General features: G+C 70.9%; 28 protein-coding genes. 5 read left to right on the plus strand and 23 right to left on the minus strand.

All coding sequences use genetic code 11. From position 1 onward, the window contains the following. Positions 1-17: 17 nt before the first annotated feature. From BR70_RS0103480 to BR70_RS0103495, 4 genes are all read right to left on the minus strand, one after another. Positions 18-1,469: a hypothetical protein gene (locus BR70_RS0103480; protein WP_155896755.1), complete on the minus strand. Its 1,452-nt coding sequence runs from the start codon at positions 1,467-1,469 to the stop codon at positions 18-20. Further along, positions 1,459-2,331, minus strand: a complete 873-nt coding sequence (locus BR70_RS0103485) for a TIGR03943 family putative permease subunit (RefSeq protein WP_051596591.1) — start codon at positions 2,329-2,331, stop codon at positions 1,459-1,461. The genes BR70_RS0103480 and BR70_RS0103485 overlap by 11 nt, the downstream gene beginning before the upstream one ends. Beyond that, entirely contained in the window at positions 2,318-3,331 is a 1,014-nt protein-coding gene (locus BR70_RS0103490) for a permease (RefSeq protein ID WP_027464944.1), read from the minus strand. Before BR70_RS0103490 ends, BR70_RS0103485 begins: the two co-directional genes overlap by 14 nt. A 185-nt stretch (positions 3,332-3,516) precedes the next feature. Next, positions 3,517-4,095, minus strand: a complete 579-nt coding sequence (locus BR70_RS0103495; protein WP_027464945.1) for a TetR/AcrR family transcriptional regulator — start codon at positions 4,093-4,095, stop codon at positions 3,517-3,519. 106 nt (positions 4,096-4,201) lie between these two features. On the opposite strand from BR70_RS0103495, the gene BR70_RS0103500 reads away from it, so the two are divergent. Together BR70_RS0103500 and BR70_RS0103505 are read left to right on the plus strand one after the other, a co-directional pair. Further along, positions 4,202-4,516, plus strand: a complete 315-nt coding sequence (locus BR70_RS0103500) for a DMT family transporter (protein WP_027464946.1) — start codon at positions 4,202-4,204, stop codon at positions 4,514-4,516. A 1-nt stretch (position 4,517) separates the two neighbouring features. After that, the gene (locus BR70_RS0103505) at positions 4,518-4,871 is read left to right on the plus strand and encodes a DMT family transporter (protein ID WP_027464947.1); all 354 of its coding nucleotides are present in this window, start codon (positions 4,518-4,520) and stop codon (positions 4,869-4,871) included. A gap of 290 nt (positions 4,872-5,161) precedes the next feature. Here the strand turns inward: BR70_RS0103505 and BR70_RS0103510 are convergent, their stop codons facing one another. Together BR70_RS0103510 and BR70_RS22730 are read right to left on the minus strand one after the other, a co-directional pair. After that, positions 5,162-6,301, minus strand: a complete 1,140-nt coding sequence (locus tag BR70_RS0103510) for a CE1758 family FMN-dependent luciferase-like monooxygenase (RefSeq protein ID WP_027464948.1) — start codon at positions 6,299-6,301, stop codon at positions 5,162-5,164. Between the two features lie 159 nt (positions 6,302-6,460). After that, positions 6,461-7,360: a phosphatase PAP2 family protein gene (locus BR70_RS22730; protein WP_197019611.1), complete on the minus strand. Its 900-nt coding sequence runs from the start codon at positions 7,358-7,360 to the stop codon at positions 6,461-6,463. 241 nt (positions 7,361-7,601) lie between these two features. On the opposite strand from BR70_RS22730, the gene BR70_RS23545 reads away from it, so the two are divergent. Further along, on the plus strand, positions 7,602-8,048 hold the full coding sequence (locus BR70_RS23545) for a DUF4383 domain-containing protein (protein ID WP_027464950.1): 447 nt from the start codon (positions 7,602-7,604) through the stop codon (positions 8,046-8,048). 327 nt (positions 8,049-8,375) lie between these two features. Here the strand turns inward: BR70_RS23545 and BR70_RS0103525 are convergent, their stop codons facing one another. The 12 genes from BR70_RS0103525 to BR70_RS0103580 form a co-directional block, all read right to left on the minus strand. Continuing rightward, positions 8,376-9,698, minus strand: a complete 1,323-nt coding sequence (locus BR70_RS0103525) for an ATP-dependent DNA helicase (RefSeq protein ID WP_027464951.1) — start codon at positions 9,696-9,698, stop codon at positions 8,376-8,378. Then, on the minus strand, positions 9,695-11,737 hold the full coding sequence (locus BR70_RS19325; protein ID WP_051596593.1) for a bifunctional copper resistance protein CopD/cytochrome c oxidase assembly protein: 2,043 nt from the start codon (positions 11,735-11,737) through the stop codon (positions 9,695-9,697). Before BR70_RS19325 ends, BR70_RS0103525 begins: the two co-directional genes overlap by 4 nt. A gap of 193 nt (positions 11,738-11,930) precedes the next feature. Continuing rightward, a complete protein-coding gene (locus BR70_RS0103535) occupies positions 11,931-12,218 on the minus strand; it encodes an HU family DNA-binding protein (RefSeq protein WP_017886454.1) in 288 nt (95 codons plus the stop codon). A 290-nt stretch (positions 12,219-12,508) separates the two neighbouring features. Further along, the gene (rpsN, locus tag BR70_RS0103540) at positions 12,509-12,814 is read right to left on the minus strand and encodes a 30S ribosomal protein S14 (RefSeq protein WP_017886455.1); all 306 of its coding nucleotides are present in this window, start codon (positions 12,812-12,814) and stop codon (positions 12,509-12,511) included. Positions 12,815-12,816: 2 nt separating this feature from the next. Further along, positions 12,817-12,987: a 50S ribosomal protein L33 gene (rpmG, locus tag BR70_RS0103545; protein ID WP_017886456.1), complete on the minus strand. Its 171-nt coding sequence runs from the start codon at positions 12,985-12,987 to the stop codon at positions 12,817-12,819. Further along, positions 12,987-13,223 (minus strand): 50S ribosomal protein L28, encoded by a 237-nt coding sequence (gene rpmB / locus BR70_RS0103550; protein WP_027464952.1) that lies wholly within the window; start codon positions 13,221-13,223, stop codon positions 12,987-12,989. The genes rpmG and rpmB overlap by 1 nt, the downstream gene beginning before the upstream one ends. A gap of 322 nt (positions 13,224-13,545) precedes the next feature. Further along, positions 13,546-14,241 carry an alpha/beta fold hydrolase gene (locus BR70_RS0103555; protein ID WP_027464953.1) on the minus strand — a complete coding sequence of 232 codons (696 nt, stop codon included), beginning with the start codon at positions 14,239-14,241 and terminating at the stop codon, positions 13,546-13,548. A gap of 10 nt (positions 14,242-14,251) precedes the next feature. Beyond that, positions 14,252-14,677: a Fur family transcriptional regulator gene (locus BR70_RS0103560; protein WP_027464954.1), complete on the minus strand. Its 426-nt coding sequence runs from the start codon at positions 14,675-14,677 to the stop codon at positions 14,252-14,254. Further along, positions 14,674-15,612, minus strand: a complete 939-nt coding sequence (locus BR70_RS0103565; RefSeq protein WP_027464955.1) for a metal ABC transporter permease — start codon at positions 15,610-15,612, stop codon at positions 14,674-14,676. The genes BR70_RS0103560 and BR70_RS0103565 overlap by 4 nt, the downstream gene beginning before the upstream one ends. Continuing rightward, positions 15,612-16,457, minus strand: coding sequence for a metal ABC transporter ATP-binding protein (locus tag BR70_RS0103570; protein WP_051596603.1), 846 nt, complete (start codon positions 16,455-16,457; stop codon positions 15,612-15,614). Before BR70_RS0103570 ends, BR70_RS0103565 begins: the two co-directional genes overlap by 1 nt. Before the next feature lie 47 nt (positions 16,458-16,504). Further along, entirely contained in the window at positions 16,505-17,416 is a 912-nt protein-coding gene (locus BR70_RS0103575; protein WP_027464957.1) for a metal ABC transporter solute-binding protein, Zn/Mn family, read from the minus strand. Between the two features lie 127 nt (positions 17,417-17,543). Further along, on the minus strand, positions 17,544-18,812 hold the full coding sequence (locus BR70_RS0103580; protein ID WP_027464958.1) for a PTS transporter subunit EIIC: 1,269 nt from the start codon (positions 18,810-18,812) through the stop codon (positions 17,544-17,546). Positions 18,813-18,990: 178 nt separating this feature from the next. On the opposite strand from BR70_RS0103580, the gene BR70_RS0103585 reads away from it, so the two are divergent. Then, on the plus strand, positions 18,991-19,227 hold the full coding sequence (locus BR70_RS0103585) for a PTS sugar transporter subunit IIB (protein ID WP_027464959.1): 237 nt from the start codon (positions 18,991-18,993) through the stop codon (positions 19,225-19,227). Beyond that, the gene (locus tag BR70_RS0103590) at positions 19,224-19,676 is read left to right on the plus strand and encodes a PTS sugar transporter subunit IIA (protein WP_027464960.1); all 453 of its coding nucleotides are present in this window, start codon (positions 19,224-19,226) and stop codon (positions 19,674-19,676) included. Before BR70_RS0103585 ends, BR70_RS0103590 begins: the two co-directional genes overlap by 4 nt. A gap of 77 nt (positions 19,677-19,753) precedes the next feature. On the opposite strand, the gene BR70_RS0103595 is transcribed toward BR70_RS0103590, so the two are convergent. The 5 genes from BR70_RS0103595 to BR70_RS0103615 all read right to left on the minus strand — a co-directional run bounded on the left by BR70_RS0103595 (position 19,754) and on the right by BR70_RS0103615 (position 25,115). Beyond that, positions 19,754-20,488, minus strand: a complete 735-nt coding sequence (locus BR70_RS0103595; RefSeq protein ID WP_027464961.1) for a GntR family transcriptional regulator — start codon at positions 20,486-20,488, stop codon at positions 19,754-19,756. Between the two features lie 126 nt (positions 20,489-20,614). After that, complete coding sequence (locus BR70_RS0103600) at positions 20,615-21,196, minus strand: GNAT family N-acetyltransferase (protein WP_035807952.1); 582 nt, start codon at positions 21,194-21,196, stop codon at positions 20,615-20,617. A 90-nt stretch (positions 21,197-21,286) separates the two neighbouring features. Beyond that, on the minus strand, positions 21,287-22,891 hold the full coding sequence (locus BR70_RS0103605; protein ID WP_027464963.1) for a dihydrolipoamide acetyltransferase family protein: 1,605 nt from the start codon (positions 22,889-22,891) through the stop codon (positions 21,287-21,289). Between the two features lie 41 nt (positions 22,892-22,932). Next, positions 22,933-23,892, minus strand: coding sequence for an alpha-ketoacid dehydrogenase subunit beta (locus BR70_RS0103610; RefSeq protein WP_035808019.1), 960 nt, complete (start codon positions 23,890-23,892; stop codon positions 22,933-22,935). A gap of 86 nt (positions 23,893-23,978) precedes the next feature. Continuing rightward, positions 23,979-25,115 (minus strand): thiamine pyrophosphate-dependent dehydrogenase E1 component subunit alpha, encoded by a 1,137-nt coding sequence (locus BR70_RS0103615; RefSeq protein ID WP_027464965.1) that lies wholly within the window; start codon positions 25,113-25,115, stop codon positions 23,979-23,981. Positions 25,116-25,129: the final 14 nt, after the last annotated feature.

Below are 25,129 nucleotides of genomic sequence, written 5' to 3' on the forward strand. Positions count from 1 at the left end.
CTGTCGTCTCTGGACCGTCAGCCGACCTCGTCACCGGACGGCAGCGCACCGCACCAGTCGACGGAGCCCGCGTCGATGCTCGCCTCGAGCGCGCCGGAGGCCGCGTCGACGATGCTCACGAGCTCGCCGGCCGCCGACTTCGTCGCGACCGCGACGAACTGGCTGTTCGGGGACGGGCAGACCGCGGTGACGCTCGCGTCGTCCGGGATCGCCACCGGCAGCCGGGAGGCCCGTCCCCCGTCCACGCGCACGATCCGTGCCGCGATGGTGCCGTCCGACCGCACATCCCCCAGCACCCGCAGGTACGTGTCGTCGGACAGCTGGGCGATGCGGCCGAGGACGGCCGCATCGGTACTCGCGGCGGGCGCCTGCAGCGCCGACTTCGACCCGTCGGTCAGGTCCAGCCGCTCGATGCCCGTGCCTGTCTCGACGACGGCCGTGGTGCCGGTGCCGACGAAGCCGTGCAGGTAGGTGGCGCTGCCGAGCCGGACCGGGTCGGCACGCCCGCTCATGTCGACGAGCACCAGGTCGTCGCCGCCCGTCCGGACCAGGGCACTCTCGGTCCGCGGCACGTAGGCCCACTGCCCGACGGTCATCGGCACGGCGCCCGTCTTCGGCTTGCCGTTCGCCGCGATCGCCGTGGGCATGTGGGTGCCCGTCATGTCGACCACGTACAGGCCGGTGTTCCGGGACTGCCCGGTCGAGGTGTCGGCGTACTCGAACCCGAACGAGGCACCGTCGTCGGCGACGTGGAGCGCCGTGACGCGACCCTCGGAGGTCGGCAGGGTGAGGTGTTCGACGGGGGCGTCGGCGTCCTGCACACCACCGCTCAGCGCCACGATGTCGACGGACGAGCTGGCGTCCGTGCCGCTCACGACCACCAGGGAACGGCCGAGCCGGGCGTACTCGGAGATCGCGGTGCCCTCGTAGACCGTGGTGGCGCCGCCCGCGTCGAGGGAGCGCCGGACGATGCGGTCCTTCGCCCCGGCCTGCCCCGGCACGAGTGCGAGCACGTCGGTGCTGCCGGTGCGGATCGCCGCCGTCAGGTCGGACGTGGCGCGCTGCCCGGGTGCCCGGACCCCCGCGACCGTCACGGTGTACTCGCGGTCGTAGGCCAGGGGTCCGGCGAACTCGACCGCGATCGTGTTGCCGCTCGAGGTCACGGTGTGCGCCGCAGCCGGGCTGACCCGTACGTCGGCGGCGGCGACCTTCTGCAGCGCCTGGTTCGCCGTCAGGATCACCCGCTGGGCCGGACGGGTGACGAGGCCGGTCGCGTCGTAGGACACGTCGCGGAGCCGCGGGCCCTGCTGCGAGCCGACGACCGCGGCGAGCGCGGCGACCACGGCGAGGACCACCACGACGGCGACGTACCGGCGGTGGAAGCGGTGTGCGACGGGGCGCCGCTCGCGGCGCTGGTCTTCACGGCGCTGGCCTTCGCGGCGCTGGTCTCCGCGGCGCTCAGAACTCATACGGGTCCTCGGGCTGCGCGATGTCGGTGATCTTCGCGGCCTTGACGACGATGCGGGCGTCGGCGGACTGGTCCGGGTTGGCGGCCAGGGCTCCGCGGACGGTGACCCACTGCCCCTCGTCGGGGACGGCCCCGGTGCCGTCGCCGTCGCCGGTCACGACGCCGAGACCGACCGGTTGCGCGTCCACGGCGCAGCAGCTGATCACGAAGCGGGTGAGGGTGAAGGACCCGTCGTCGCCCGGCACCACGAAGCCGGACAGTTCGACCTGCTTGCCGACGAGGGCCGTGGTGTCGGTGGTCTGCCGGATCAGCGCGGCCCAGTCCTTGACGCCGTACTTCGAGGTGTCGACGCCCTCGCTGCCGAGCAGCTGCACCGCGGACTCGGAGCCGGTCGCGTTGGACAGGGTCGCGGAGTCCACGCTCCGCTGCTGGGCGGTGCGGGCGGACAGGGTCGTCGGCGGCAGGACGAGCATCGCGACCGTGACGCCGATCGTGACGACGGCGGCGGCACCGCCGAGGGCGAGGCGGACGGCGCGACCGCGGCCGGGGCGCGGCTCGTGGGCGTCGGCGTCGTGCTCGTGCTCGTGCCCGTGGGGATCGGCGTCGTCGTGCTCGTCGGCAGGGTGCTCGTCCGCTTCGTCACCGTGCGTGTGGCCGTACCCGCGGGCGGTGGCCACCAGTCCGGCGATCGACGCGGGCACCCCGACGGCGGCGAGCACGACCGTGAACACCGAGTACCGCGGGTTGATGTACAGGTCGAGGTGCCCGACCAGCGCGAGCCACAGCGTGCAGAGCGCCGCGGCCAGCACCGACCCGAGACCCAGGTACGCGGCCGCGTTGCTGCGTGCATCAGACGAGGACATTCATCACCAACCCGACGGCTCCGGCGAACAGGACGCACACGACGGACAGCAGCACCAGGAAGCGGACCCGGAACGTCGTGCGCAGCAGGGCGATCATCTTGACGTCGATGATCGGCCCGATGATCAGGAAGGCCGTGATCGACCCGGGCAGGAACGTCGACGCGAACGACAGCGCGAAGAAGGCGTCGACGTTCGAGCAGAGCGACACCGTCATCGCCAGCAGCATCATCGCCGCGACGGACAGCACCGGGTTCGAGCCGACGGCCACCAGGGTCGAGCGGGGCACGGCCACCTGGATCGCCGCGGCGAGGCCGGCACCGACGAACAGCGCCGGCATCATCGTCGCCGTCTCGCCGCCGAACTGCGCGGCGCTCTGGCGCCAACGGTGCAGGCCGCGGGGCGCTCCGACGGCCGCACGGCACCGGGCCTCGAAGGCGGGGAGCAGCAGGTCGGCCGGACGGCGGTGCGCGGCGACGATCCAGCCGACGAGGTTCGCGATGACGAACCCGCCGACGATGCGCACCGGCAGGATCCACCCGGACCAGCCGAACGCCTGCGCGGTGCTGATGATGACCAGCGGGTTGAGGATCGGGGCCGCGACGAGGAACGTGACGGCCTCGGCCGGCGTGAACCCGCGCATCATCAGGCCTCGGGCGAGCGGGACGTTGCCGCACTCGCACACCGGGAACAGCATGCCGATCAGGGAGATCACGGCGCGACGGCCGAAGGCGTTCTGCGGCAGGACCTTCTCGAGCGCGCCGACCGGCACCCAGACCTCGACGACGATCGACAGCAGGATGCCGAGCACCACGAACGGCAGGGACTCGACGACGACGCTGATCGCCAGCGTGAGGAAGTCCTGCACGACGTCCGGCAGCCCGGTCGACCCGATGCTCGGGGAGAACAGCCGGATCCCCAGCAGGACGACGACGGCGAGCAGCACCAGGTCGGGGCCGGTGAGGCTCCGAGTGCGCTGCGGCGGCCGCGTGGTCGTCGTCACCGGGACAGGATAGGTGACGCGTCCTGCCCGGGGCTGCGCGCGCGCTCGCACGGTGCGAGGGGACGGCCGGTGAATCGTTCGGTGCGAGGTTCTGTACTCGGTGCGTGGTCGCGAGCCTCCCACCGAGTACGGAACCTCGCACGACCCGCACGCCCCCTCGCACCGTGCGAGGGCGGGCCACGCGATCAGGCCGCGGCGACGCCGTCCAGGTGTCGGTCGAGTACGTCGATCGCCCAGTCGCCGGACTCCCCCGGAGCCAGTCGGACGACCTGCATCGCGAGCCCGTCCAGGAGCGCGTGCAGACGGCAGGCCTCGTACTCGCGGTCGTCAGCCGGCACGCCGAGCAACCGGAGGATCTCCTCGCACCACGTGCGCATCGCCGCGACGGTGCGGTCGAGCGTCGGCCGGAGCGCGACGTCGGTGAGCGCGGCGTTGCCGAGTGCCAGGTAGACCTCGAGCTCGATGACCCGCTCCTCGTCGAGGGGCAGCAGCTCGAGCACGATCCGGCGTGCGCGTCGGGCGGGCGTGAGGTCAGCCGGAATGGCGTCGATGCGCTCGCGGATCCGGTCGAACACGAGCGTGATGGTGTGCTCGCGGACGCTCGCCTGGGTCGGGAACGTGTAGCGGACCGTGCTCGGCGGCAGCCCCGCCTCGGCGGCGACGTTCCGCACGCTCAGCGCTCCGAGGCCGTCGCGGGCGAGGACCCGGCAGGCCGCCTCGGACACGGTGCGGCGCCGTTCGTCGACGTCCATGCTCCTGGCCACGACGCCATACTCGCACAGTCGTACGAACTCGTGCTACCGTCGATGTCGTTGTCGCACAGTCGTACGACAACGAGAACGAACGACTCCAGCAGGAAAGGACATCGTCATGGCATGGGCAATCCTCGTGCTCAGCGGCGTGCTCGAGGCCGTCTGGGCCACCGCCCTCAGCGCCTCGAACGGCTTCAAGAAGGTCGTCCCCACGATCGTGTTCGTCGCCGGGATGGCACTGAGCATGGTGGGGCTGGCGTTCGCGATGAAGAGCATCCCGGTCGGCACCGCCTACGCCGTCTGGGTCGGCATCGGGGCGAGTCTGACCGTGGTCGTCGCGATCCTCCGCCGTCAGGAGGCCGCGTCCTTCGCACGCCTCGCCCTGGTCTTCGGCCTGGTGGCGTGCGTCATCGGCCTCAAGGTGGTGAGCTGACATGGCGTGGATCGTCCTGTTCGTCAGCGCCGCGCTCGAGACCGTCTGGGCGACCGCCCTCGGCGAGAGCGACGGCTTCACCGAGCTCCGACCGACGATCGTGTTCGCCGTCACGATCGTGATCAGCCTGGTCGCCTTCGGCTACGTCCTCAAGCACATCCCGATCAGCACGGCGTACGCGGTGTGGACCGGTACCGGCGCCGCGCTCACGGTGCTGTGGGGCATGGCCACCGGCGCGGAGCCCGTCACCGTCCTGCGCCTGCTGTTCATCGCCGGCATCGTCGGGTGCGTGGTCGGCCTGAAGCTCGTGCCGGCCCGCCCGGTCGCCGAGCCCGCTGCCGAACTCACGCGCTGAGCGACAGCTCACGCACCAGCGACCCCGTGAGGTGTCGCTGACCCCGTGACGTCGGCGCGGGCCCGAGGACGCGCGCCGAGACGGACGGGAGGCCCGGTGCCAGCTGGCACCGTCCCTCCCGGCACGGCCGTCGTGCCGCTGGCGCGTCACGCCGGAACCGGCGGATGGGGCCCACCTCCCGGCACACTCGGGGCCGCGCCCACCGCGCATGGTGAGCAGCAATGGTCGGGTCACCTGGCGGGACCCGACCATTCCTGCTCACGATGCGAGCGCTGGGAGCGCTGGGAGCGTCAGACGGACGCGCCCGTCCACTCGTCCTCGGCGGCGACGTGGTCGCTGCCGACGGTGCCGGCCGCCATCGCGGCAGCGGCACGTGCCGCGTGCGACGGCGGGTCCGACGGGACGTCGGCGGGGCGGCCCTCGTCGTTCAGCTTGCGCAGCTCCGGCACGATGTCCGTCGCCAGGATGTCGATCTGCTCGAGCACCGTCTTGAGCGGCAGACCGGCGTGGTCGATGAGGAACAGCTGGCGCTGGTAGTGGCCGACGTGGTCCTTCATCGCCGCGTACCGGTCGATGACCTGCTGCGGCGAACCGACGGTGAGCGGGGTCTGGGCGGTGAAGTCCTCCATCGAGGGGCCGTGACCGTAGACCGGGGCGTTGTCGAAGTAGGGCCGGAATTCGTTGATCGCGTCCTGCGAGTTCTTCCGCGCGAAGAACTGCCCGCCGAGCCCGACGATCGCCTGGTCGGCGCGGCCGTGCCCGTAGTGCTCGAAGCGCTGGCGGTACAGGCCGACCATCTGCTCGGTGTGCTGGATCGGCCAGAAGATGTTGTTGTGGAAGAAGCCGTCACCGTAGTAGGCGGCCTGCTCGGCGATCTCCGGCGTGCGGATCGAGCCGTGCCAGACGAACGGCGGGACACCGTCGAGCGGACGCGGGGTCGAGGTGAAGCCCTGCAGCGGCGTGCGGAACTTGCCCTGCCAGTTGACGACGTCGTTCTCCCACAGCTGGCGGACGAGTGCGTAGTTCTCGATCGCCAGGTTGACGCCCTGGCGGATGTCCTGCCCGAACCACGGGTAGACGGGGCCGGTGTTGCCGCGGCCCATCATCAGGTCCATGCGGCCGTCGGAGACGACCTGGAGCATCGCGTACTCCTCGGCGATGCGCACCGGGTCGTTGGTGGTGATCAGGGTCGTCGACGTGGACAGGGTGATGTCCTTCGTCTTCGCCGCCAGGTAGGCGAGCAGCGTGGTCGGCGACGAGGCCACGAACGGCGGGTTGTGGTGCTCCCCGGTCGCGAAGACGTCGAGCCCGGCCTGGTCGGCGTGCTCAGCGATCGTCAGGATGTCGCGGACGCGCTGGGTGTCGTCCGGCGTGGTGCCGGTCGTGGGGTCGGTCGTGACGTCACTGACCGTGAAGATGCCGAACTGCAGGATGCGCCGCCTTTCGCGATTTCGATGCGTTTGCATCGACTTGCTCGGTACAACGTAGCGCACGGCGTGGCATTCCCGCCAGGCTCACGCCCGTCGGACGGGCAGCCTGGAGGCCCGAGTCGGCTCCCGGGTCAGCCGACGGCTTGCAGCGTGGCTGGGTCAGCGGACGGCCGGCAGCGTGGCCGGGTCGGTGCGCGCGGCGTGGTGCATCCCGTCGAGGAACCACACGATCGTCACGACCGCCAGGACGCTCGCACTGGACGCCAGCCGTCCCGCAACCAGGATCGCAGCGTGGTCGTGCGCGCCGCCGCCGGTCAGGCCGACCACGAGCGCCGCGACACCGATCGCCAGCGTGACCCCGGTCGCGACGAGGAGCACGACGCTCACCACCCGCCGCGGCCCCTGCCGACCGTCACGGTCGCCCCGGAGCCCGCGGTCGACCCGGGGCCCGACCGCGCGGACGATCCCGAGCCAGAACATCGCGATCGCGCAGGCACCGATGATGTCGCTGACCCGGTGCCAGCCGTAGACCACGGTCTGGTTCGCCACGAAGACCGCGTACCCGGCGCCGACGATGGTCACCAGCGGGCGGAACCGACGAGGCGTGACCATCAGGACCGCGAACAGCGCCGCCAGCGCGATCGTCGCGTGCCCGGACGGGAACGAGTTCGGCGTCGTCGACTGAGCGATCTCAGGGCGCACGGCGATACGCTTGACGAGCGTCGAGGTGGCCGCCGACGCGAGCACCACGACCCCCGCGCCGAGTCCCACCGAGAGCCGCCGTCTGGCGAACGCCACGGCGACGATCACGACGACGAGCAACAGGATCACCGGCACCGAGATGACGTTGAGCGCAGTGTCCGAACTGAACAGGTCGGACTCCCGGACCCCGCCGAGCGCGGCGTCCTCCGCTTTCTGACCGACCGGGGTCAGCACCGCGACCCCGTAGACGAGAGGCACGATCACGAACCCCAGAGCCGCCAGCGCAGCCCACCGCCCCCGCCGCGAGACCCACGGTCCGCGCGACTCGGATGCACTGCGCTCGGGTGTCAAGGTCACCGGGCTGGTCCTCCTCGGGGTGGTCGTCGTCGGGCTCGTCGCACGACTGGCGGCGGCGCTGCGATTGGGTCGGTCGGGGTCCGACACGATACCGTTGGAGCACCGGCCGGAGGCTGGGAACCGCACCCCCGTCGGCCGTGCACTGCGCGCTGACACGAAGGGATCGGTGATCCCCGCCGGGCCGTCGCACCACGCGGGACCGACGCACGTCGCGTCGGCAGTGTACGAGGAGGAAACCGAAGTGGCCATCAAGGAACCGGGCATCATCGCCTCGCCGAACCGGGGTCTCGCACTCACGGCCGGCGGCGTCCTCGCACTCTGGGGCGTCCTGGGCTTCTTCTTCGCCGCTGACGGCGACCCGGGCTTCTTCAACCGCCAGGGCGGCATGCTGTGGAACGCGTTCGGCGTGAACCCGGCGCTCTGCTTGGTGTGGGTGCTGCTCGCCGCAGTGCTGCTCATCACCGGCCTCGGCAACACCGTCGGATCGCGCAACGGCAACCTGCTCGTCGGGGTCCTGCTCGTCGTCTTCGCGGTGTACGGCTTCGTCTTCGTCGACACCTCGGCCAACGTCTTCGCCCTCAACACCACGGACAACGTGTTCCACGCCGTCGTCGGTGTGCTCCTGCTGCTCACCGCGCTCGGTGCCGACAAGGAGAACCTCCGCGCGCTGCGAGCGGCGCGCGCCTGACGCACCCGCTCGGCTGCACTCCCCGACGCCCGTCTGCCGCTCCGGCAGGCGGGCGTCGTCGTGTGCGCGGAGTCGGGCGGCGGGGCCGGGGGCCGGCTGGGGCGGGGCCGGCTGGGGCGGGGGCGGCCCGGCGGGTGTGTCGTCCGGTCACGACTCCCCGCTCAGGTCCGCCGGCCGGTCACGAACCGTCGGCTGGGGCGCGTCGGAGCGACAGGTCGTGACCGCTCGAGGCGGCACCGACGGGGAGTCGTGACCGCTCAACCGCGCCGCGCGCAACGGACGGAACCCGCTCGGACCGCGGCGTCGGGCAGCCGCAGGTCGGACCCGTCAGTCGGCGTCGGGCTCGGCGTCGCGCTGCTTCTTCGGGGCCTCGAGCTCGGTGGCGACGATGCGGGGCGCCTCGGACATGAAGCGCCGGACGTCCAGGTCCACGATGATGTCCTGCGGCCGGAGCGGGCGGGTGAGGAACAACCCCTCGAGCGAGGTCAGCCGCGACAGCGCCACGTACGTCTGGCCCGCGCTGAACACCCGGTTGCCGAGGTCGACCACGGCCCGGTCGTAGGTGCTGCCCTGCGACTTGTGGATGGTAACGGCCCAGGCCAGTCGGAGCGGGAACTGCTGGAACTCCCCGACGGTGTCCTTCTTGAGTTCCTTCTTGTCCGCGTCGTACGAGTACTTGAACTTCTCCCACACCGACGGCTGGACCTCGAAGGACTCACCGTCGACGTCGACCCACACGGTGTCGCGGATGGCCGTCACGATGCCGAGGGTGCCGTTCACCCAGCGCTGGTCGGCGTCGTTGCGCAGGAACATCACGTGCGCGCCGGGCTTCAGCTCGAGGGCTTCGTCGGCCGGGAAGTTCCGTCCACCGAAGTCGCCGTTCACGTCGGCCTTGGCGGTCTTCACCTTGCCGGGCAGCCGTTCGAGGGCCGCCTTGTTGATCCGGGCGACCGTGTCGTTGCGGGTCGCCAGGGTGATGGCGTCGTCCGGAGCCGGACGTGCCCCGGCGGTGTTGAGCTGCTCGGCGATGTCCGCGGTGACCCGGCCGTGCCGGACGGCGGTGAGCATCGCGGCGAAGGCGTCGTCGCGCTGCCGGTGCACCGTGGCGAGCTCGATGATGTTGAGCTCGGCCTCGAGCCACACCTTGGCGTCGAAGAACCACATCGACCGGTAGTGGTCGGTGAAGTAGGCGCGCTCGTCGACGTCGCCCGGCACCGGGGGCAGCTGGTACGGGTCGCCGAACATCACGACCTGCACGCCGCCGAACGCCTCGAACTGCCGACCGCGGGCCTTGCGGAGCGACCGGTCCATGCCGTCGAGCAGGTCGGCGTTGACCATCGAGACCTCGTCGATGACCAGGGTGTCGATCGTGTTGAGGAGCTTGCGGGTGTCCGGGCCCTGCCGCAGCTCGGCGTCGGCGATGAGCCCGATCGGCAGCCGGAACAGGGAGTGGATCGTCTGGCCGCCGACGTTGAGCGCAGCGACCCCCGTCGGCGCGCAGATCACGACCTGCTTCTCGGTGTTCCACGACAGGTGGTTGAGCAGCGTCGACTTGCCCGTGCCGGCCCGGCCGGTGATGAAGACGTGGTCACGGGTGTGCTCGATGTACTCGAAGACGGCGCGCTGTTCGTCGCTCAGCTCGATGCTCATCGGGCGTCCGCCCCGGGCGAGGGTTCGAGGTCGTCACTGCCGTCGTCGAAGTCCAGGTCGTCCTGGTCGTCCCGGGCCGCGGGCTCGGCGGCGGCGGTCGGACCGGCCACAGCTGCGTCGCCGGCAGCAGCTGCGTCGACGACGTCGACCGGGTCTCCACCGTCACGCCGCAGCCGCACGAGCACCACCACGACCACGGTCACCAGGAGCAGCACCCCGGCGACGATCAGCACCAGGCCGGCCCGGGCCTGGTCGACGAGCGGGTCCGGCCCCCACGTCCGGCCCATCGCGCCGAACCACGAGGCCTGCAGCAGCCCGAGCGGCCCGCGCATGGCGATGCCGAGCGAGACCGTGCCCGCCGCGATCACCACGGCCCCGACGATCCGGACGGCCACGGCCGCCGTGGTCGGACGACGGTGCCCGGCGGGGATCGGTGTACAGAGCGTCGGGACGGCCAGCAGCCCGACCAACAGGAACACGGCGTCGCTGACGGTGCGGCCGGTGGGGTCGCTCACGGACCACCGGACGGCGTCGGTGGCGAAGAAGGCCCACCACAGGGCTGCCGCGAGCAGGAACGCGGGGAACGGCTGGGCCAGGTACCGCACGGAGGGGTGCTCGACGATGACGTCGGTCCACTCACGCACGCCTGTGCTGTCGTCGTTCCGGGGGTGCACGGCGGCGCGGATCAGGGCGACGGGTGCCGCCGCCCACACCAGGGCGGGGACCACCAGGCCGAGCAGCACGTGGGCACCGACGTTCGCCGAGACGAGGAACCGGTCGTACTGGTGCAGCGAGCCCGAGGTCGCGACCACCAGGGACACGACCGCCAGGGCCGCGGCGATCGAGCGACGCGCCGGCCACCGCACGCCGCTCCGTCGCAGTCGCACGACGCCGGCCACGTAGGTCGCAGCGAGCAGGACGGCGGCCATCAGCCAGAACAGGTCGATGTTCCACTGGGTCAGCCAGCCCCACGCACCGGGCGCGTGCGGCAGCAGGTCGTCGGTCAGGAGCTCCGCGGGGCTCGGGTCGGTGGTCTTGCTCAGGGCGATCTGGTCGACCGGGGTGGCGGTCCGCCCGAGTGCCGCGGCGAACCCCGACGCCACACCCATCACCGCGAGCTCGACGACGATGAGGGTCCAGAAGGGCCGCTGCCGATCGGGCGAGGTGGTCAGCGCACGGATGGCCCGACGACGCTGCACCGCGCCGAGGACCCCGATGGCGACGATCGCACCGATCTTCACCAGGACGAGCGTGCCGTACGGGGTGAACAGGTTCGACAGCGCCCCGACGCGGATCTGCGCCGACGCGGTGCCCGAGACGGCGACGAGCACGAAGCAGCCGAGGGCGATGCTCGAGTACCGGGCCACGACCGCGGCCAGCCGGTCGCCGGGCAGCACCCCGCGCAGCAGCACGAGCATGACGAGCCCACCGACCCACAGCGCCGCACCGACCAGGTGCAGCCCCAGGGCCGTCACGGCGGCGTCGTGGCTGGCGGTGCCGGCGGCGTGGCCCTGCTGCGCGAGCGGGATGAGGCCGATCATCGAGACGCCGGCGGTCAGGGCGACCATGCCCCGCGAACGGACGGCGAAGCAGAGCACCGTGACGGCCGCGGCGACGAGGACGGTCACGAGCCAGGCCAGCCCGAGCTCGGTGCCGGTGAGGAAGACCCCCATCGACTGCCCGAACTGCTCGTCGATGCTGATGCGCGAGCCGGCGACGCTGAGGAACGTGCAGAACGTCGCGACGGCCGACGCGACCGTCCAGACGCCACTGGCCCCGGCGGCGACGTCGATCGCGCGGTTCCACTCGGGGCCGGAGCGCGAGAGGCCGATGGTCGCCAGTGCGAGCCCACCGATCGTGGTGGCCGCGGACAGGTCGACGACGAGCCGGGCGATCGGCAGCCCGAAGCGGACGACTGGCCCCGGGTCGGCGATGAGTGCGGGGTTCGCGCCCCCACCGATGACGAGTGCCGTGAGCAGCGCCACGAACCCGACGAGCAGGAGCACGGCGGGACCGGCGATGCGCGCGATCCGATTCACCCGTCAAGCCTAGGCGGTGCCCACCCGGCCGACGGACGGGGCGGGCCGATCTGTGCAAACCGGCACGGGCCTCCAGGCCGACCATGCGCACCGGGCGCACGCACGCGCGCCCGACCGAGCACACGTCCCCGCACGCGCCCGGGAACGACGAAAGGGACGGCCGAAGCCGTCCCTCCCGATGCGCGGAACAGTCTTACTTGACCGCAGCCTTGAGCTTCGAGCCGGCGCTGACCTTGACCGAGTCGCTCGCGGCGATCTCGATGGCGTCACCCGTCTGCGGGTTGCGGCCGGTGCGGGCGGCGCGGTGCGTCTTCTCGAAGGCGATCCAACCGGGGATCGTGACCTTCGTGCCGTCGGCGACGGACGACGAGACGACGCTGAAGAGCGCGTCGACGACGCCGTTGACGGTGGCCTGGCTCTGGCCGGACTCAGCGGCGACGGCAGCGACGAGCTCGGTGCGGTTCAGTGACTTGTCAGCCATGGATGTCCTCCTCGGACTTCTTGCAGTATCGGTCGGACGCACGTGTCGTCCGGCGCCCGGAGCGGTTGCCCCGTGCCACGGTGCCAGTGGGCCGAGGGCCCGGCGGAACCGGAGTTGAACCTACCAGCCGCCGGGGGTGAAAACCGCCGACTCGCCCGGATTTCCGGGGTTGTCGGGGCTCCGAGGGGGTGCTGGAGGGGCAGATGTGACGAATGACGGCTCGCGTGTACCCCGTACACAGCGAACGCCCCGCCACCAGGAGGTGACGGGGCGTCGTGTACTGCGAGTGCTTACCAGGAGCTCTTCGTGATGCCGGGGAGCTCGCCGCGGTGGGCCATGTCACGGAAGCGGACACGGCTGATGCCGAACTCACCGAGGTGGCCACGGGGGCGGCCGTCGATGGCGTCACGGTTGCGGTACCGGATGGGCGATGCGTCGCGGGGCAGCTTCTGCAGGCCCACGCGGGCGGCCTCACGCGACTCGTCGGTGCCGTTCGGGTCCACGAGGGCCTTCTTCAGCTCGAGACGACGCTCGGCGTAGCGCGCGATGATGACGGCACGCTGGTTGTTCTTCGCGATCTTGCTCTTCTTCGCCATGCTTAGCGCTCCTCACGGAAGTCGACGTGCTTGCGGATCACCGGGTCGTACTTCTTCAGCACGAGTCGGTCGGGGTTGTTCCGACGGTTCTTCTTGGTCACGTAGGTGAACCCGGTGCCCGCCGTCGAGCGGAGCTTGATGATCGGACGGATGTCCTGACCCTTTTTCGCCATCAGATCTTCTCCCCACGGGCGAGGAGATCCTTGACGACGGACTCGATGCCACGTGCGTCGATCACCTTGATGCCCTTCGCGCTGAGCGTGAGCGTGACGTTACGACGAAGCGAGGGCACGTAGTACGTCTTCTTCTGCACGTTCGGGTCGAAGCGACGCTTCGTCCGGCGGTGCGAGTGCGAGATGTTGTGACCGAAGCCGGGAACGGCGCCGGTCACCTGGCACACTGCTGCCATGGTTTCCTCCTGAGTACCGTGCGACCGGACGGCCGCACCCAAGTTCACTTGCCTGGTGCACACGCGCACTGCCACCGGGGTGACCGTGCGAGGGGGTTGTGTGCACCGCCCAGGTCCGCATCCCCTGTCGAAGGAGAGCCGGACACCGCGCGACCGCGGCGTTCGCGACGGTCGGAGGGCTTGGAACAACGGGTCCGCCGCGCGGACGCGGAGAACCAGGGGTCCACGTTACGCGAGGACCGGGCGTGTCGCAAGCCGCGCCTCCAGGCCTGGAGGCCCGTGGCGGTCGGACCGGACCGCTCACGCACCCGCGTGGTCGCCCCTACGGCGCCTGCGTCGGCTTGGGCGCGAGCGCCTGCACCATCAGCTCACCGAGCTGCTGCGGCGCCGTGAACATCGGCCAGTGGCCGGTCTCGAGCCCGACGATGGAGAGTTCCTCGGTCGCGACGAGCTCGGCCGCCCAGGCCTGGTGGTCCGCCACCATCGCCAGCAGCTCGGCGGCGGGGATCTCGCAGGTGATGATCGTCGCGGGGATCGTGTGCCGTGCGGGGTCGGCGTAGTGGAACCGGTCCGACGGCACCGAGGCCGGCTCGGGGATCGCCCGGCGCTCGACGTCCTGCCGGACCTCGGGCGTCATGCCCCGGACGGTGGCGGGTTCCCAGATGTCCCACGACGGCAGCGGTACGACCCCGTCGACCACGGGCAGCTCGTCGTTGACGCACCCGCCCTCGGGCCCCGGGAACGTGTCGACGTAGAGCAGGTGCGCGACGAGCGAGGGGCGCTGGTCGGCGGCCATGTACGCGATCGGCCCGGCACCCGAGTGTCCGGCCAGCACGACCGGTTCGTCGGCGGACGCGACGTCGTCCAGGATCGCGACCAACGCGGCGACCTGCTCGTCGAGCGTGTCGCCGTCGCGCGTGATCGCCTGCACCGAATGCCCGGCCTCGCGGAGCACCGGGGCGACGTCGTCCCACGCGCTCGCGTCGAGCCAGAACCCGGGGACCAGGATGACGTGCATGCGGGGCAGGTTACTCGTCGGTGGCGGCGGTCGCGCGGGCTGCCGTGCAGACGGCGCACTCGCCGAAGATGTCGACGACGTGGCTGGCGTTGGTGAACCCGTTGGCGGCAGCGACGTCCTGCGCCCACTGCTCCACCGGGTCCGCTTCGATCTCGACGGTCCGGCCGCAGTTCCGGCAGATCAGGTGGTGGTGGTGCGCGTCCGTCGTGCACGCGCGGTACAGCGATTCGCCGTCCTGCTGCAGCGAGTCGGCGTCGCCCTCGGTGGCCAGGTCGGCGAGGGCCCGGTAGACCGTGGCCAGTCCGATGGTCGAGCCCTCGTCCCGCAGGTGCTGGTGCAGCGCCTGCGCGCTGACGAACCCCTCGGTGGAGTCGAGGGCACCGCGCACCGCTTCGCGCTGCCACGTGTTCCGCTTGGTCTTCTGCACGGCGTTCATGCTGACACCTCTTCCTTCCGACCGGCTGTCGACGTCGTCCCTGCCTGGAGGCCCGGCTCGCCCCCGCCACGCTGGTTCCGGCCGGCGACGCGGTTGCGTCCCCGCCTGTCGCGTCGCGACCCGATGATCCGGCAGACCACCCAGATCGCGAACGAGATCGTCGTCACGTACGGGCTGATGGGCAGGCCACCACCCAGGGCGAGCAGGATGCCACCGACGACCGACGTCACCGCGAACACCGTCGACAGCACCGGTACGACGACCGGGTGCGAGCTGAGGCGCAGGGCCGCGGCCGCCGGGGTCACGAGCAGGGACAGCACGAGCAACGCACCGACGATCTGCACCGACACGGCGGTGGCCAGTCCGAGCACGAGCATGAACACGATCGCGAGGGTGCGCACCGGGATCCCCGCAGCCGCAGCCACGTCGGGGTCGACCGAGGCGAACATCAGCGGGCGCCAGATGACGAGCAGCGTCGCCACGACGATCGCGGCGACCACGATCAGGAACGCCAGCTGCGGGTTGTCGACCGAGACGATCTGCCCGGTGAGCAACCCGAACTTGTTGGCGGCCCGGCCCTTGTAGAGCGCCAGGCAGAGGATGCCGAGCCCGAGCCCGAACGGCATGAGGACGGCGATGATCGAGTTGCGCTCCCGGGCACGCGACCCGAGGACGCCGATGAGCAGGGCAGCGATGACCGATCCGACGAGTGAGCCGGAGACGACGTTCACCCCGAGCAGCAGCGAGGCACTGGCCCCGGCGAACGAGAGCTCCGAGATGCCGTGCACGGCGAACGGCATGTTCCGGGCGACGACGAACGGGCCGATGAGCCCGCCGACGATGCCGAGCACCGCGCCGGCCCAGATCGAGTTCTGCACCAGCACGAGGAGCTGGCCGTAGTCCTGGAATGAGAAGACGGTCGACAGCACGTCCATCAGATCCGCCCTTCGTCCGGCTGGTCGGCGTGCGGGTCGACCTCGCCCGGGTGGTGCTCGTGGGCCTCGTTCGCCCCGACGATGACGATGCGTCCCATGGTGCGGACGACGTCGACGGGCGTGCCGTACAGGTCGCTCAGGACGTCGGCGCGCAGGACCTCGTCCGGGGAACCGATCCGGAACCGTCCCCCGGCGATGTAGAGCACCCGGTCGACGACGTCGAGGATAGGGTTCACGTCGTGCGTCACGAAGAGCACGGCGGCCTCGCGCTGCCGGCGCTCGCGGTCGATGAGCTCGGTGATCCCGCGCTGGTGCCGCAGGTCGAGCGAGATGAGGGGTTCGTCGCACAGCAGCAGGGCGGGGTCGGCGGCGATGGCCTGCCCGACGCGGGTGCGCTGCTGTTCGCCGCCGGAGAGCTCGGCGACGGGGGCGTCCGCGAAGGCGGTGGCGCCGACCTCGTCGAGGACCCGGTCGATGCGCATCCGGTCGGCCTTCGACGCACGTCGGATGCCCCACCGGTGCCCGGTCACGCCCTGGGCGATCATGTCCCGCGCGCGCAGGGGCGTCCCCGCCTCCATCAGACGCTGCTGCGGGATGTAGCCGATCTTCCGGTGGCCGCGGTGCACCGGCTGCCCGAGGAACGACATCGTGCCGCTCGTCAGCCGCTGCTGCCCGAGGACGGTACGGAGCAGTGAGGTCTTGCCGGCGCCGTTCGGGCCGAGGACCGCGACGAACTCCCCCGGCGCGAGGTCGAGGTCGAGGCCTGCCCAGAGCTTCCGGGCGCCGTAGGACAACCCGGCGTCGCGGAGCGCGAGGACCGGACGAGCCGCAGCCCGGTCGTCCACCGTGGTGGTCGCCGGGCCGTGGGTCGCCGCTGCTGCGGTCGAGGTCGTCACTTCTGGAGCGCTGCCTTCACCGCGTCGATGTTCGCCTGCTGCCACGAGACGTAATCCTGCCCCTTGGGGAGCGTCTCCGTGACACCGACGACGGGGATGTCGTTCTGCTCGGCCGCCTTCTGGACCTGTTCGGTCTCGGGGCTCGACGCCTGGTTGTTGTAGGCGAGCAGCTGCACGCGCTTGCCGGTGAACAGCGCGAGGGTGTCGCGGAGGGCCGCCGGCGGGACGTCGTCGCCTTCCTCGATGGCCTCGGAGAAGGCCGGCGGGGTCTCGTTCTCGAGCCCCATCGCGTCGAACAGGTACCCGGGCACCGGCTCGGTGTACGCGACCTTGTCGCCGGAGTCCTGCTTCTTGACGGCGTCGGTCTGGGCCTCGAGGTCCTCGAGCTTGGTGGTGAGCGTGGCGGCGTTCTTCTCGAAGGCGTCCTTGCCGCTCTCGTCGAGCGCGCTGAGGTCCTTCGTGACCGCCTCGACCAGCTTCACCATCGTCGGGTAGCTGTAGAAGACGTGCTCGTTGAACTCGGCACTGCCGCCCTTGTCGAGGCCGGAGAGCTTCACGACGTTGATCGTGTCGGCCTTGGTGTCCGAGGCGTTCGCGAGCGTCGTCATGAAGTCGTCGTACCCGCCACCGTTCTCGATGAGCAGGTCGGCCTTCGACACGGAGAGCTGCGTGCGGGCGCTCGACTCGAACGAGTGCGGGTCCTGCGACGGGTCGCTCAGGATGCTCGTCACGGTGACGGCGTCGCCACCGATCGTCTTGACGATCGAGCCGTAGACGTTGGTGGAGGCGACGACGTTGACCGTGCCGTCACCGCCGGCCTCCCCCGAGGCGGACGAGGTGGCGCACCCGGTCAGGGCGAGCGCGGCGGCGCTGGCGACGAGCGGGAGGGCGAGGAGGCGGTTGTGCATGGCACGACGCTAACGCCTACTGATAACGATTGTCAAAACCGCTATGAGGGCTCTCAGCGCGACCAGGAGACGGACGGGAGGCCCGGTGCCAGCTGGCACCGGGCCTCCCGTCCGTCGGAACGCGCGTCTACGGCTTGGTGGCCGCGTCGATCGTGTTCTCGGCGATCGTGTCCTCTTCACGGCCGGGCGTGCGGAGGTTCCACTTCTTGATCACGAAACTGAACAGGAAGTAGTAGACGACCGCGTAGCCGAGGCCGATCGGGATGAGCCAGATCGCGCCGTCCGCCTTGCCGAAGTTCAGCACGTAGTCGATCGCACCGGCCGAGAACGAGAACCCGTCGTGGATCCCGAGGGCGTTCACCAGGGCCAGCGACGTGCCCGTGAGCACCGCGTGGATGACGTACAGCGGGAACGCCACGAACATGAACGAGTACTCGAGCGGCTCGGTGATGCCCGTGACGAACGAGGTCAGTGCGGCGGAGATCATGATGCCGCCGACGAGCTTGCGGTTCTGCGGCTTGGCGTTGCGCCAGATCGCGAGGGCACCGGCGGGCAGTGCGAACATCATGATCGGGAAGAAGCCGGTCTGGAAGATGCCGGCGGTCGGGTCGCCAGCGAGGAACCGGGCGATGTCGCCGTGGTAGGTGACGCCGTCGGCACCGGTGAAGCTGCCGAGCTGGAACCACGGGAAGAAGTTGAGCAGCTGGTGCAGCCCGATCGGGATGAGCATGCGGTTCACGAAGCCGAAGATGCCGCCGCCGATCACGGCGTTGTCGGCCACGGCCGTGCCCGCCGCGGTCAGCGCGATGTCGAAGTAGCGGTACACGAAGGACATCGCGACGGCGATGACGAGACCCGCGACCGCGGTGAGGATGGGGACGAGGCGACGGCCCGAGAAGAACCCGAGGAAGTCGGGCATCTTCGTGCGGTGGAACTTCTCCCACATGACCGCGGAGACGAGCCCCATCACGATGCCGCCGAGCACGCCGAAGTTGATCGTCGCCTGGTCACCGTTGGCGTCCTTCACACCGGCGAGGACGATCGGCGACATCGCGGCGAACACCTGGTACATGACCATGTACCCGACGACGGCCGCGAGCGCGGTGGTGCCGTCGGACTTCTTGGCCCAACCGATCGCGATGCCGACCGCGAAGAGCAGCGGGAGCCAGGTGAAGACACCGTTGCCCGCGGCCGCGATGATCGTCGCGCCCTGCTCGAAGCCGGGGATCGCGCCGAGCATGTCGGACTGGCCCAGGCGGAGCAGGATGCCCGCTGCAGGCATGACCGCGATCGGCAGGAGCAGACTCCGTCCGAGGCGCTGGGCCTGTGCGAACAGCCGTGACTGCTTCTTCGGCTTCTTCTTCTCCGGCACATCCGTGGCAGTGGTGGCGCTCATCGGAGGTCCTCTCGTCATTGGGTGGAGCTGTCGGGGTGAGTTGAGTCGTGCAGCCAGCGCAGGTAACCTCGGCGGTGTCGCCAGGTCCGGTCCTGTCCGGTCATGACCAGTTCCGTAGTCTGATCCGCGAGCGGACCGGTGTCAACCTGCGACGCAAACCCTTAACGAGGAGGAAACGATGGCCGACATCAAGGCAGCCGACATCATCGCCGCACTCGGCGGTGCCGAGAACATCGAAGAGGTCGAGGGCTGCATCACGCGCCTCCGCGTCGAGGTCGAGGACGGGGATCTGGTCGACAAGGCCGCCCTGCAGGCAGCCGGGGCCCAGGCGGTCATCGGCGGCGGCACCGGCTGGCAGGTCATCGTCGGAACGGTCGCCGACAACCTCGCCCAGGACATCCAGGACGAACTGTGACCGTCGTCCGCACTCCGTTCGGCGGCCCGGTCGTCGCCCTCGCCGACGTGCCCGACCCGGTGTTCGCCGGGCAGCTCGTCGGTGCCGGCGTCGCGGTCGACCCCACGGGCGTCGAGGGCGCGGTCACCGCGGTGGCCCCGGTCGACGGCACCATCGTGAAGCTGCACCCGCACGCGTTCGCCCTGCAGGGCGCCGCTGGCACCGACGTCCTGGTGCACGTCGGCATCGACACCGTGAAGCTCTCCGGCGAGGGCTTCGAGCTCCTCGCGACCGAGGGCGACACCGTCACCGCCGGCGACCCCGTCGTCCGGTTCACCCCCTCGGTGATCTCAGCAGCCGGGTACTCGCCGATCTGCCCGGTCGTGGTGCTCGGGTCCACGGCCGACAGCGTCGACCAGGGGACGGTCGGCACCACGGTGCTCGACGGCGACACCCTCTTCGAGGTCTAGGGGTCCTTCCTCGTCGAGAGCGACCGTGTGCTGCGGACCACCCGCGGCAGACGGTCGCTTTCGCGTTGCTGGGCGGACTACGCGACCGCGGGGGTCGCGGTGACCTCCATCTGCACGCGGTAGCGGTCCGAGCGGTACCAGCTGCGGGTGTGCTCCACGGGTCGCTCCCCCGCGTACGACACCCGGTCGAACTCGAGCACCGGTGCCCCGGTCTTCGTGCCGAGCAGGGTCGCGACGTCGTCGGCCGCCGGGTTCGCCGCGACGGTCTGCTGCGCGCGGTCGATCGGGGTGCCGTACTCCGTGGCGATGATCGAGTACACCGACCCGGACAGGTCGTGGTCGAGCAGGCCCGGGAACGCATCGGCCACGAGCCAGGCGTCGTCGATCGAGACCGGGGCGCCGTCGGCCATCCGCAGGCGCTTCACGTGGAAGGCCGGCACGTCCTGATCGATCCGCAGGGCCGCGGCGGTGTCGGCCGGCGGCACGCGTTCCTCGCGCACGAGCACCACGGTGGTCGGCTCGTGCCCCATCGCCCGCATCTCCTCGGTGAACGAGGCGAGGTGCAGCGTCGACTGCACGGGCCGGTGCGCGACGAAGGTGCCCTTGCCGCGGACGCGCTCCAGGTACCCCTCGTTCACCAGCTGCCCGAGGGCTTCGCGCACGGTGATCCGGGAGACGCCGTACTCGGCGATGAGCTGGCGTTCGGACGGGATCGCGGCACCGGGAGCCAGGCGGGTCGTGACGAGGTCGAGCAGGATGCGCCGCAGCTGCTGGTGCTTCGGTTCGGCACCCTCGGTGATGCGGCTCGTCATGCGTCCCTCGTGCTCCGTTGCTGGTCCTGGGCGGTGGTCATGCGCGGACATGACCAGTGCCCATCACAGTAGCGAGTCAGGCCGGGAAGACCAACGTGCGCGGTGACGACGGGACGGAGTCGGTGCTCAGGCGTTGGCGACGAGCCAGGCGAACTGCTCGTCGGAGAGCAGCCGATCGGTCCAGACCTGCCCCTCGACCCCGGCGGCCGCACGGTTCTGCGCTGCGGGGGCCCCCTGCCACACCAGCGACAGCCCGGCACGACGCAGCACGGCTGCAGAAGCAGGGTTGTTCGTGAGCACGCGGCCGGTCACCGGGACGTCCGGAGCGGTGTCGGCGGCGGCACGGGCGGCAGCGAGGGCGATCTCGGACGCGAAGCCCTGCCCCCATGCCGCGGGTGCCAGTCGGTAGCCGAGGTTCCAGACCCCACCGGCGGTCATGTCGACCCCGCCCACACCGACGAAGGCGTGGTCGGAGGCGCTGCGGACCGCCCAGGACCCGAGGCCGTGGCGTGCACGACCGCCGATCTTGCGCTGCACCATGTCCACGCTCGAGCTCCGTGCCACGTGCCGGCCGGTGGGCAGGTGCTGCCACGTGCGGGCGTCCGAGAAGAGCGCGTGCACGTCGTCGATGTCGGCCGGGGTCAGCGGCGTGAGCAGGAGGCGATCCGTTCGGATCTCCTGCGAGGGGGTCAGGAGCTGGTGGACCATGCACCGATCATGCCGCCGACCCCCGACATCCGTGTGAACACCACGCGACGTTTGCGGAAGCCCGCAGGAGACCGGCAGCAGGCCGAAGCGCTAGTCGAGCAGGAGTGCCGGTTCCTCGAGCACCGAGGCGACGTCGTGCACGAAGCGGGACGCCACGTCACCGTCGACGACCCGGTGGTCGAACGAGGCACCGATGGTCGTCACCATGCGCGAGCGGACCTCGCCGTCGACGACCCACGGCTTCGGCTTGATCGTGCCCATGGCGACGATCGCGACCTCGCCCGGGTTGAGGATGGGGGTCCCGGTGTCCATGCCGAACACTCCGATGTTGGTGATCGACACCGTGCCGTTGGCCATCTGCTTCGGCGTGGTCTTGCCGTCGCGGGCGGTCAGGGTGAGCTCCTCGAGCGCCTGTGCCAGCTCGAGCAACGACATGTCCTGCGCGTCCTTGATGTTCGGCACGATGAGCCCGCGCGGGGTCGCCGCGGCGATGCCGAGGTTCACGAAGTGGTGGACGATGATCTCGCGGTCGGTCCAGGTCGAGTTCACCGAACGGTTCCGGCGGACGGCCCAGATGACGGCCTTCGCGACGATGAGCAGCGGCGAGACCTTCACGCCGGCGAACGTCGGCGAGGCCTTGAGCCGCTTGACGAACTCCATCGTGTGGGTCGCGTCGACGTCGACGAACAGCGACACGTGGGGTGCCGTGAAGGCGGACGTCGTCATCGCGGTGGCGATGGCCTTGCGGACGCCCTTGACCGGGATCGTCTCGCTGCGGACCTCGCCCCACTCGGGCGTCTCGATGTTCCGGAAGACGCTGGCCTGCTTCGCGTGCCGGATGACGTCGTCGCGGGTGACCTCGCCGGCAAGACCGGTCGCGACGATCTCGGTCAGTTCGACGCCGAGGTCCTTCGCGAGCTTCCGGATCGGCGGCTTCGCCAGGACGTTGGTCGCGGTGCTCTGCTTGTGCGCGGAGCCCGTGCCGAGGGCGCTGATCGCCTCGGCGGTGCTCTCCTCGCCCGGGTCGACGGAGGCTTCCGCCGCCGCGGCGGTGTCCACACTGGAGGCGCGGCTCGCCTCGGCCGCGAGCGCTGCGGCCCGGCGGGCGCCCGGCTTGCGACGGGAGGGCGACGAGGTCGCCGAGCCGTAGCCGACGAGGACGGCACCGGAGGACTCGTCCGTGCCCTGGACGGAGGCGTCGACCGCGACCGGCTGGACCGGCGCCGCCGGCGCGGCGGCAGGGGCAGGGGCAGGCGCTGCCGGTGCGGGGGCAGCGGCGCGTGCCGGCACCGCCGCGGGAGCGGGAGGGGTCTGCGCGACCGGAGCCGACGGGGCGGCAGCGGCCTGCGGGGTGGACGCGACCACGGGCGAGACCGGGGCGGACTCGGCGACGGGCGCCGCGCCTCCCGACTGTTCCGCAGGCGGCGTGAGGGCCGCTCCGGACGCGACCGACGCGTCCGAGTCGACGCGGATGATCGGCTTGCCGACCTCGACCGTGTCGCCCTCGGACACGAGCAGGCCGGTGACGGTGCCGGCGAACGGCGATGGCAGCTCGACGAGCGACTTCGCGGTCTCGATCTCGACGAGCACCTGGTCGACGGCGATCTCGTCCCCGATCGCGACGCGCCACTGCACGATCTCGGCCTCGGTGAGACCTTCACCCACGTCGGGCAGGGGGAATTCGGCGGCGGCCACTACGGCTCCTTCGCGGATCTGGTCGAGCTCGGTCGGACGGGTCAGTAGGCGAGGGCGCGGTCGACGGCCTCGAGGATGCGGTCGGCATCCGGCAGGTGCAGGTGCTCGAGCTTCGACACCGGGAACGGCACGTCGAAGCCGGAGACCCGGAGCGGCGGTGCCTGCATCGTGTAGAACGCCCGCTCGGCGACGGTCGCGGCGATCTCGCTGCCGACGCTGACGAAGCCGGAGGCCTCTTGTGCGATGACCAGGCGACCGGTCTTGCGGACGGAGGCCAGCAGCGGCTCCCAGTCGATCGGCGAGATCGAGCGGAGGTCGATGACCTCGCAGCTGGTGCCCTCGGCCTCGGCGATTTCCGCCGCCTGCATCAGGGTGGCGACCATCGCGCCGTGCCCGACGAGCGTGACCTCGGTGCCGGTGCGGGCGACGCGGGTCGTGTGCATCGGGACGTGGCCGTCGACCAGGTCCACCTGGCCCTTGGGCCAGTAGCGGGACTTCGGCTCGAGGAAGATCACCGGGTCCTTCGACGCGATGGCCTCTTGGATCATCCAGTAGGCGTCGTTCGGGGTGCTCGGGCTGACGACCCGCAGGCCCGGGGTGTGCGCGAAGTACGTCTCCGGGGACTCCTGGTGGTGCTCCACGGCGCCGATGTGGCCGCCGTAGGGGATGCGGATGACGACGGGCAGCGACATGTGTGCCGGCAGGCGGTTCGCCATCTTCGCGAGCTGCGAGGTGATCTGGTCGAAGCCGGGCCACACGAAGCCGTCGAACTGGATCTCGACCACCGGGCGGTAGCCGCGCAGGGCGAGGCCGATCGCGGTGCCGATGATGCCGGCCTCGGCGAGCGGGGTGTCCCGCACGCGCTCGGCGCCGAAGCGGTCCTGCAGGCCCTCGGTGATGCGGAAGACGCCGCCCAGCTGGCCGATGTCCTCGCCCATCAGCAGGACCTTGTCGTCCGCTTCCATGGCCGCGGCGAGCCCGGCGTTCAGGGCCTTGGCCATCGGCAGGGTCGGGGTGGGGTCACTCGGGACCTCGCCGGCGCCCGGGTGGGACCGCAGGGTGTAGTCGAAGAGCTGCTCGGTGGTGCTCATGCGTGGGCGCCCCCTTCGAAGCCGGCCTCGTACTGGGCGAGCCAGGCCTTCTGCTCGGCGATCCGCGGGTGCGGCTCGCGGTACACGTTGTCGAACATGACGTCGACGGACGGTGCGGTCAGGGCGACGGTGCGACGTCGGACGTCGGCGGCGATGTCCTCGCCCTCTTCGTCGAAGGCGGCGAACTGCTCGTCCGTCGCACCCTTCGAGCGCAGGTACGCCTCGGACCGGACGATCGGGTCGCGGAGGACCCATTCCTCGAGCTCGCCGTCGGCGCGGTACCGGCTCGGGTCGTCGGAGCTGGTGTGCGCACCGATGCGGTAGGTGTCGGCCTCGATGAAGGCCGGGCCCTGGCCGCTGCGGGCGTGCTCGGTCGCGACGACCGAGGCCGTGTAGGACGCGAGGATGTCGTTGCCGTCGATCAGGACACTCGGGATCCCGAAGCCGCGCGGGCGGTCGACGAGCGGCGTCGGGGACTGCACCGACACCGGCACCGAGATGGCCCAGTGGTTGTTCTGCAGGAAGAAGACGACCGGGGCCTTGGTCGACGCGGAGAACACGAAGGCCTCGTTCACGTCGCCCTGGCTGGTGGCGCCGTCGCCGAAGTAGACGATCGAGCAGGCGTCGCGGTCCGGGTCGCCCGTGCCGACGTCGCCGTCGAGCTTCTGACCGAGCGCGTACCCGGTGGCGTGCAGGGTCTGCGAGCCGATCACCAGGGTGGAGATGTGCGTGTTGCCGCGCTGGTCCGGGTCCCACCCGCCGTGGGTCTGCCCGCGGTACATCGCGATGATCTCCATCGGCTCGACGCCGCGGTGCATCGTGACGGCATGCTCGCGGTAGGACGGGAACACGTGGTCCTGGGCGCGCAGGGCGAAGGCCGAGCCGGTCTGCGCGGCCTCTTGTCCGTGGCTGGGCACCCACAGGCCGAGCTGGCCGGTGCGCTGGAGGTTGTGGCCGGCGTGGTCGAACCGACGGGTCAGCACCATGCGGCGGTGCATCGCCAGCAGGGTCTCGTCGGGGATCGCCCGCGCGGCGGCGGCGAACTCGGCGTTCTCGTCGGTCTCCACGAACCGACCCTCGGGGTCGAGGAGCCGGACGGTGGTCGTCGCGGGAGCCGCGGCGCGGAATGACATGCGGGCCAGCGTAG

The sequence above is a fragment of the Curtobacterium sp. UNCCL17 genome (assembly GCF_000686685.1).
GTDB classification, from domain to species: Bacteria; Actinomycetota; Actinomycetes; order Actinomycetales; family Microbacteriaceae; genus Curtobacterium; species Curtobacterium flaccumfaciens.

What these genes read in the sequence shown, in the direction of transcription:
- BR70_RS0103595 (WP_027464961.1), bottom strand. Translation starts at nt 20,488, where the DNA reads ATGACGAGCCGCATCACCGAGGGTGCCGAACCGAAGCACCAGCAGCTG.
- rpmG (WP_017886456.1), bottom strand. Translation starts at nt 12,987, where the DNA reads ATGGCGAAAAAGGGTCAGGACATCCGTCCGATCATCAAGCTCCGCTCG.
- rpmB (WP_027464952.1), bottom strand. Translation starts at nt 13,223, where the DNA reads ATGGCAGCAGTGTGCCAGGTGACCGGCGCCGTTCCCGGCTTCGGTCAC.
- BR70_RS0103610 (WP_035808019.1), bottom strand. Translation starts at nt 23,892, where the DNA reads ATGGCCAAGGCCCTGAACGCCGGGCTCGCCGCGGCCATGGAAGCGGAC.
- BR70_RS0103505 (WP_027464947.1), top strand. Translation starts at nt 4,518, where the DNA reads ATGGCGTGGATCGTCCTGTTCGTCAGCGCCGCGCTCGAGACCGTCTGG.
- BR70_RS0103600 (WP_035807952.1), bottom strand. Translation starts at nt 21,196, where the DNA reads ATGGTCCACCAGCTCCTGACCCCCTCGCAGGAGATCCGAACGGATCGC.
- BR70_RS0103560 (WP_027464954.1), bottom strand. Translation starts at nt 14,677, where the DNA reads ATGAACGCCGTGCAGAAGACCAAGCGGAACACGTGGCAGCGCGAAGCG.
- BR70_RS0103565 (WP_027464955.1), bottom strand. Translation starts at nt 15,612, where the DNA reads ATGGACGTGCTGTCGACCGTCTTCTCATTCCAGGACTACGGCCAGCTC.
- BR70_RS0103555 (WP_027464953.1), bottom strand. Translation starts at nt 14,241, where the DNA reads ATGCACGTCATCCTGGTCCCCGGGTTCTGGCTCGACGCGAGCGCGTGG.
- BR70_RS0103615 (WP_027464965.1), bottom strand. Translation starts at nt 25,115, where the DNA reads ATGTCATTCCGCGCCGCGGCTCCCGCGACGACCACCGTCCGGCTCCTC.
- BR70_RS0103480 (WP_155896755.1), bottom strand. Translation starts at nt 1,469, where the DNA reads ATGAGTTCTGAGCGCCGCGGAGACCAGCGCCGCGAAGGCCAGCGCCGT.
- BR70_RS0103585 (WP_027464959.1), top strand. Translation starts at nt 18,991, where the DNA reads ATGGCCGACATCAAGGCAGCCGACATCATCGCCGCACTCGGCGGTGCC.
- BR70_RS0103485 (WP_051596591.1), bottom strand. Translation starts at nt 2,331, where the DNA reads ATGTCCTCGTCTGATGCACGCAGCAACGCGGCCGCGTACCTGGGTCTC.
- BR70_RS0103525 (WP_027464951.1), bottom strand. Translation starts at nt 9,698, where the DNA reads ATGAGCATCGAGCTGAGCGACGAACAGCGCGCCGTCTTCGAGTACATC.
- BR70_RS0103575 (WP_027464957.1), bottom strand. Translation starts at nt 17,416, where the DNA reads ATGCACAACCGCCTCCTCGCCCTCCCGCTCGTCGCCAGCGCCGCCGCG.
- BR70_RS0103580 (WP_027464958.1), bottom strand. Translation starts at nt 18,812, where the DNA reads ATGAGCGCCACCACTGCCACGGATGTGCCGGAGAAGAAGAAGCCGAAG.
- rpsN (WP_017886455.1), bottom strand. Translation starts at nt 12,814, where the DNA reads ATGGCGAAGAAGAGCAAGATCGCGAAGAACAACCAGCGTGCCGTCATC.
- BR70_RS0103500 (WP_027464946.1), top strand. Translation starts at nt 4,202, where the DNA reads ATGGCATGGGCAATCCTCGTGCTCAGCGGCGTGCTCGAGGCCGTCTGG.
- BR70_RS0103535 (WP_017886454.1), bottom strand. Translation starts at nt 12,218, where the DNA reads ATGGCTGACAAGTCACTGAACCGCACCGAGCTCGTCGCTGCCGTCGCC.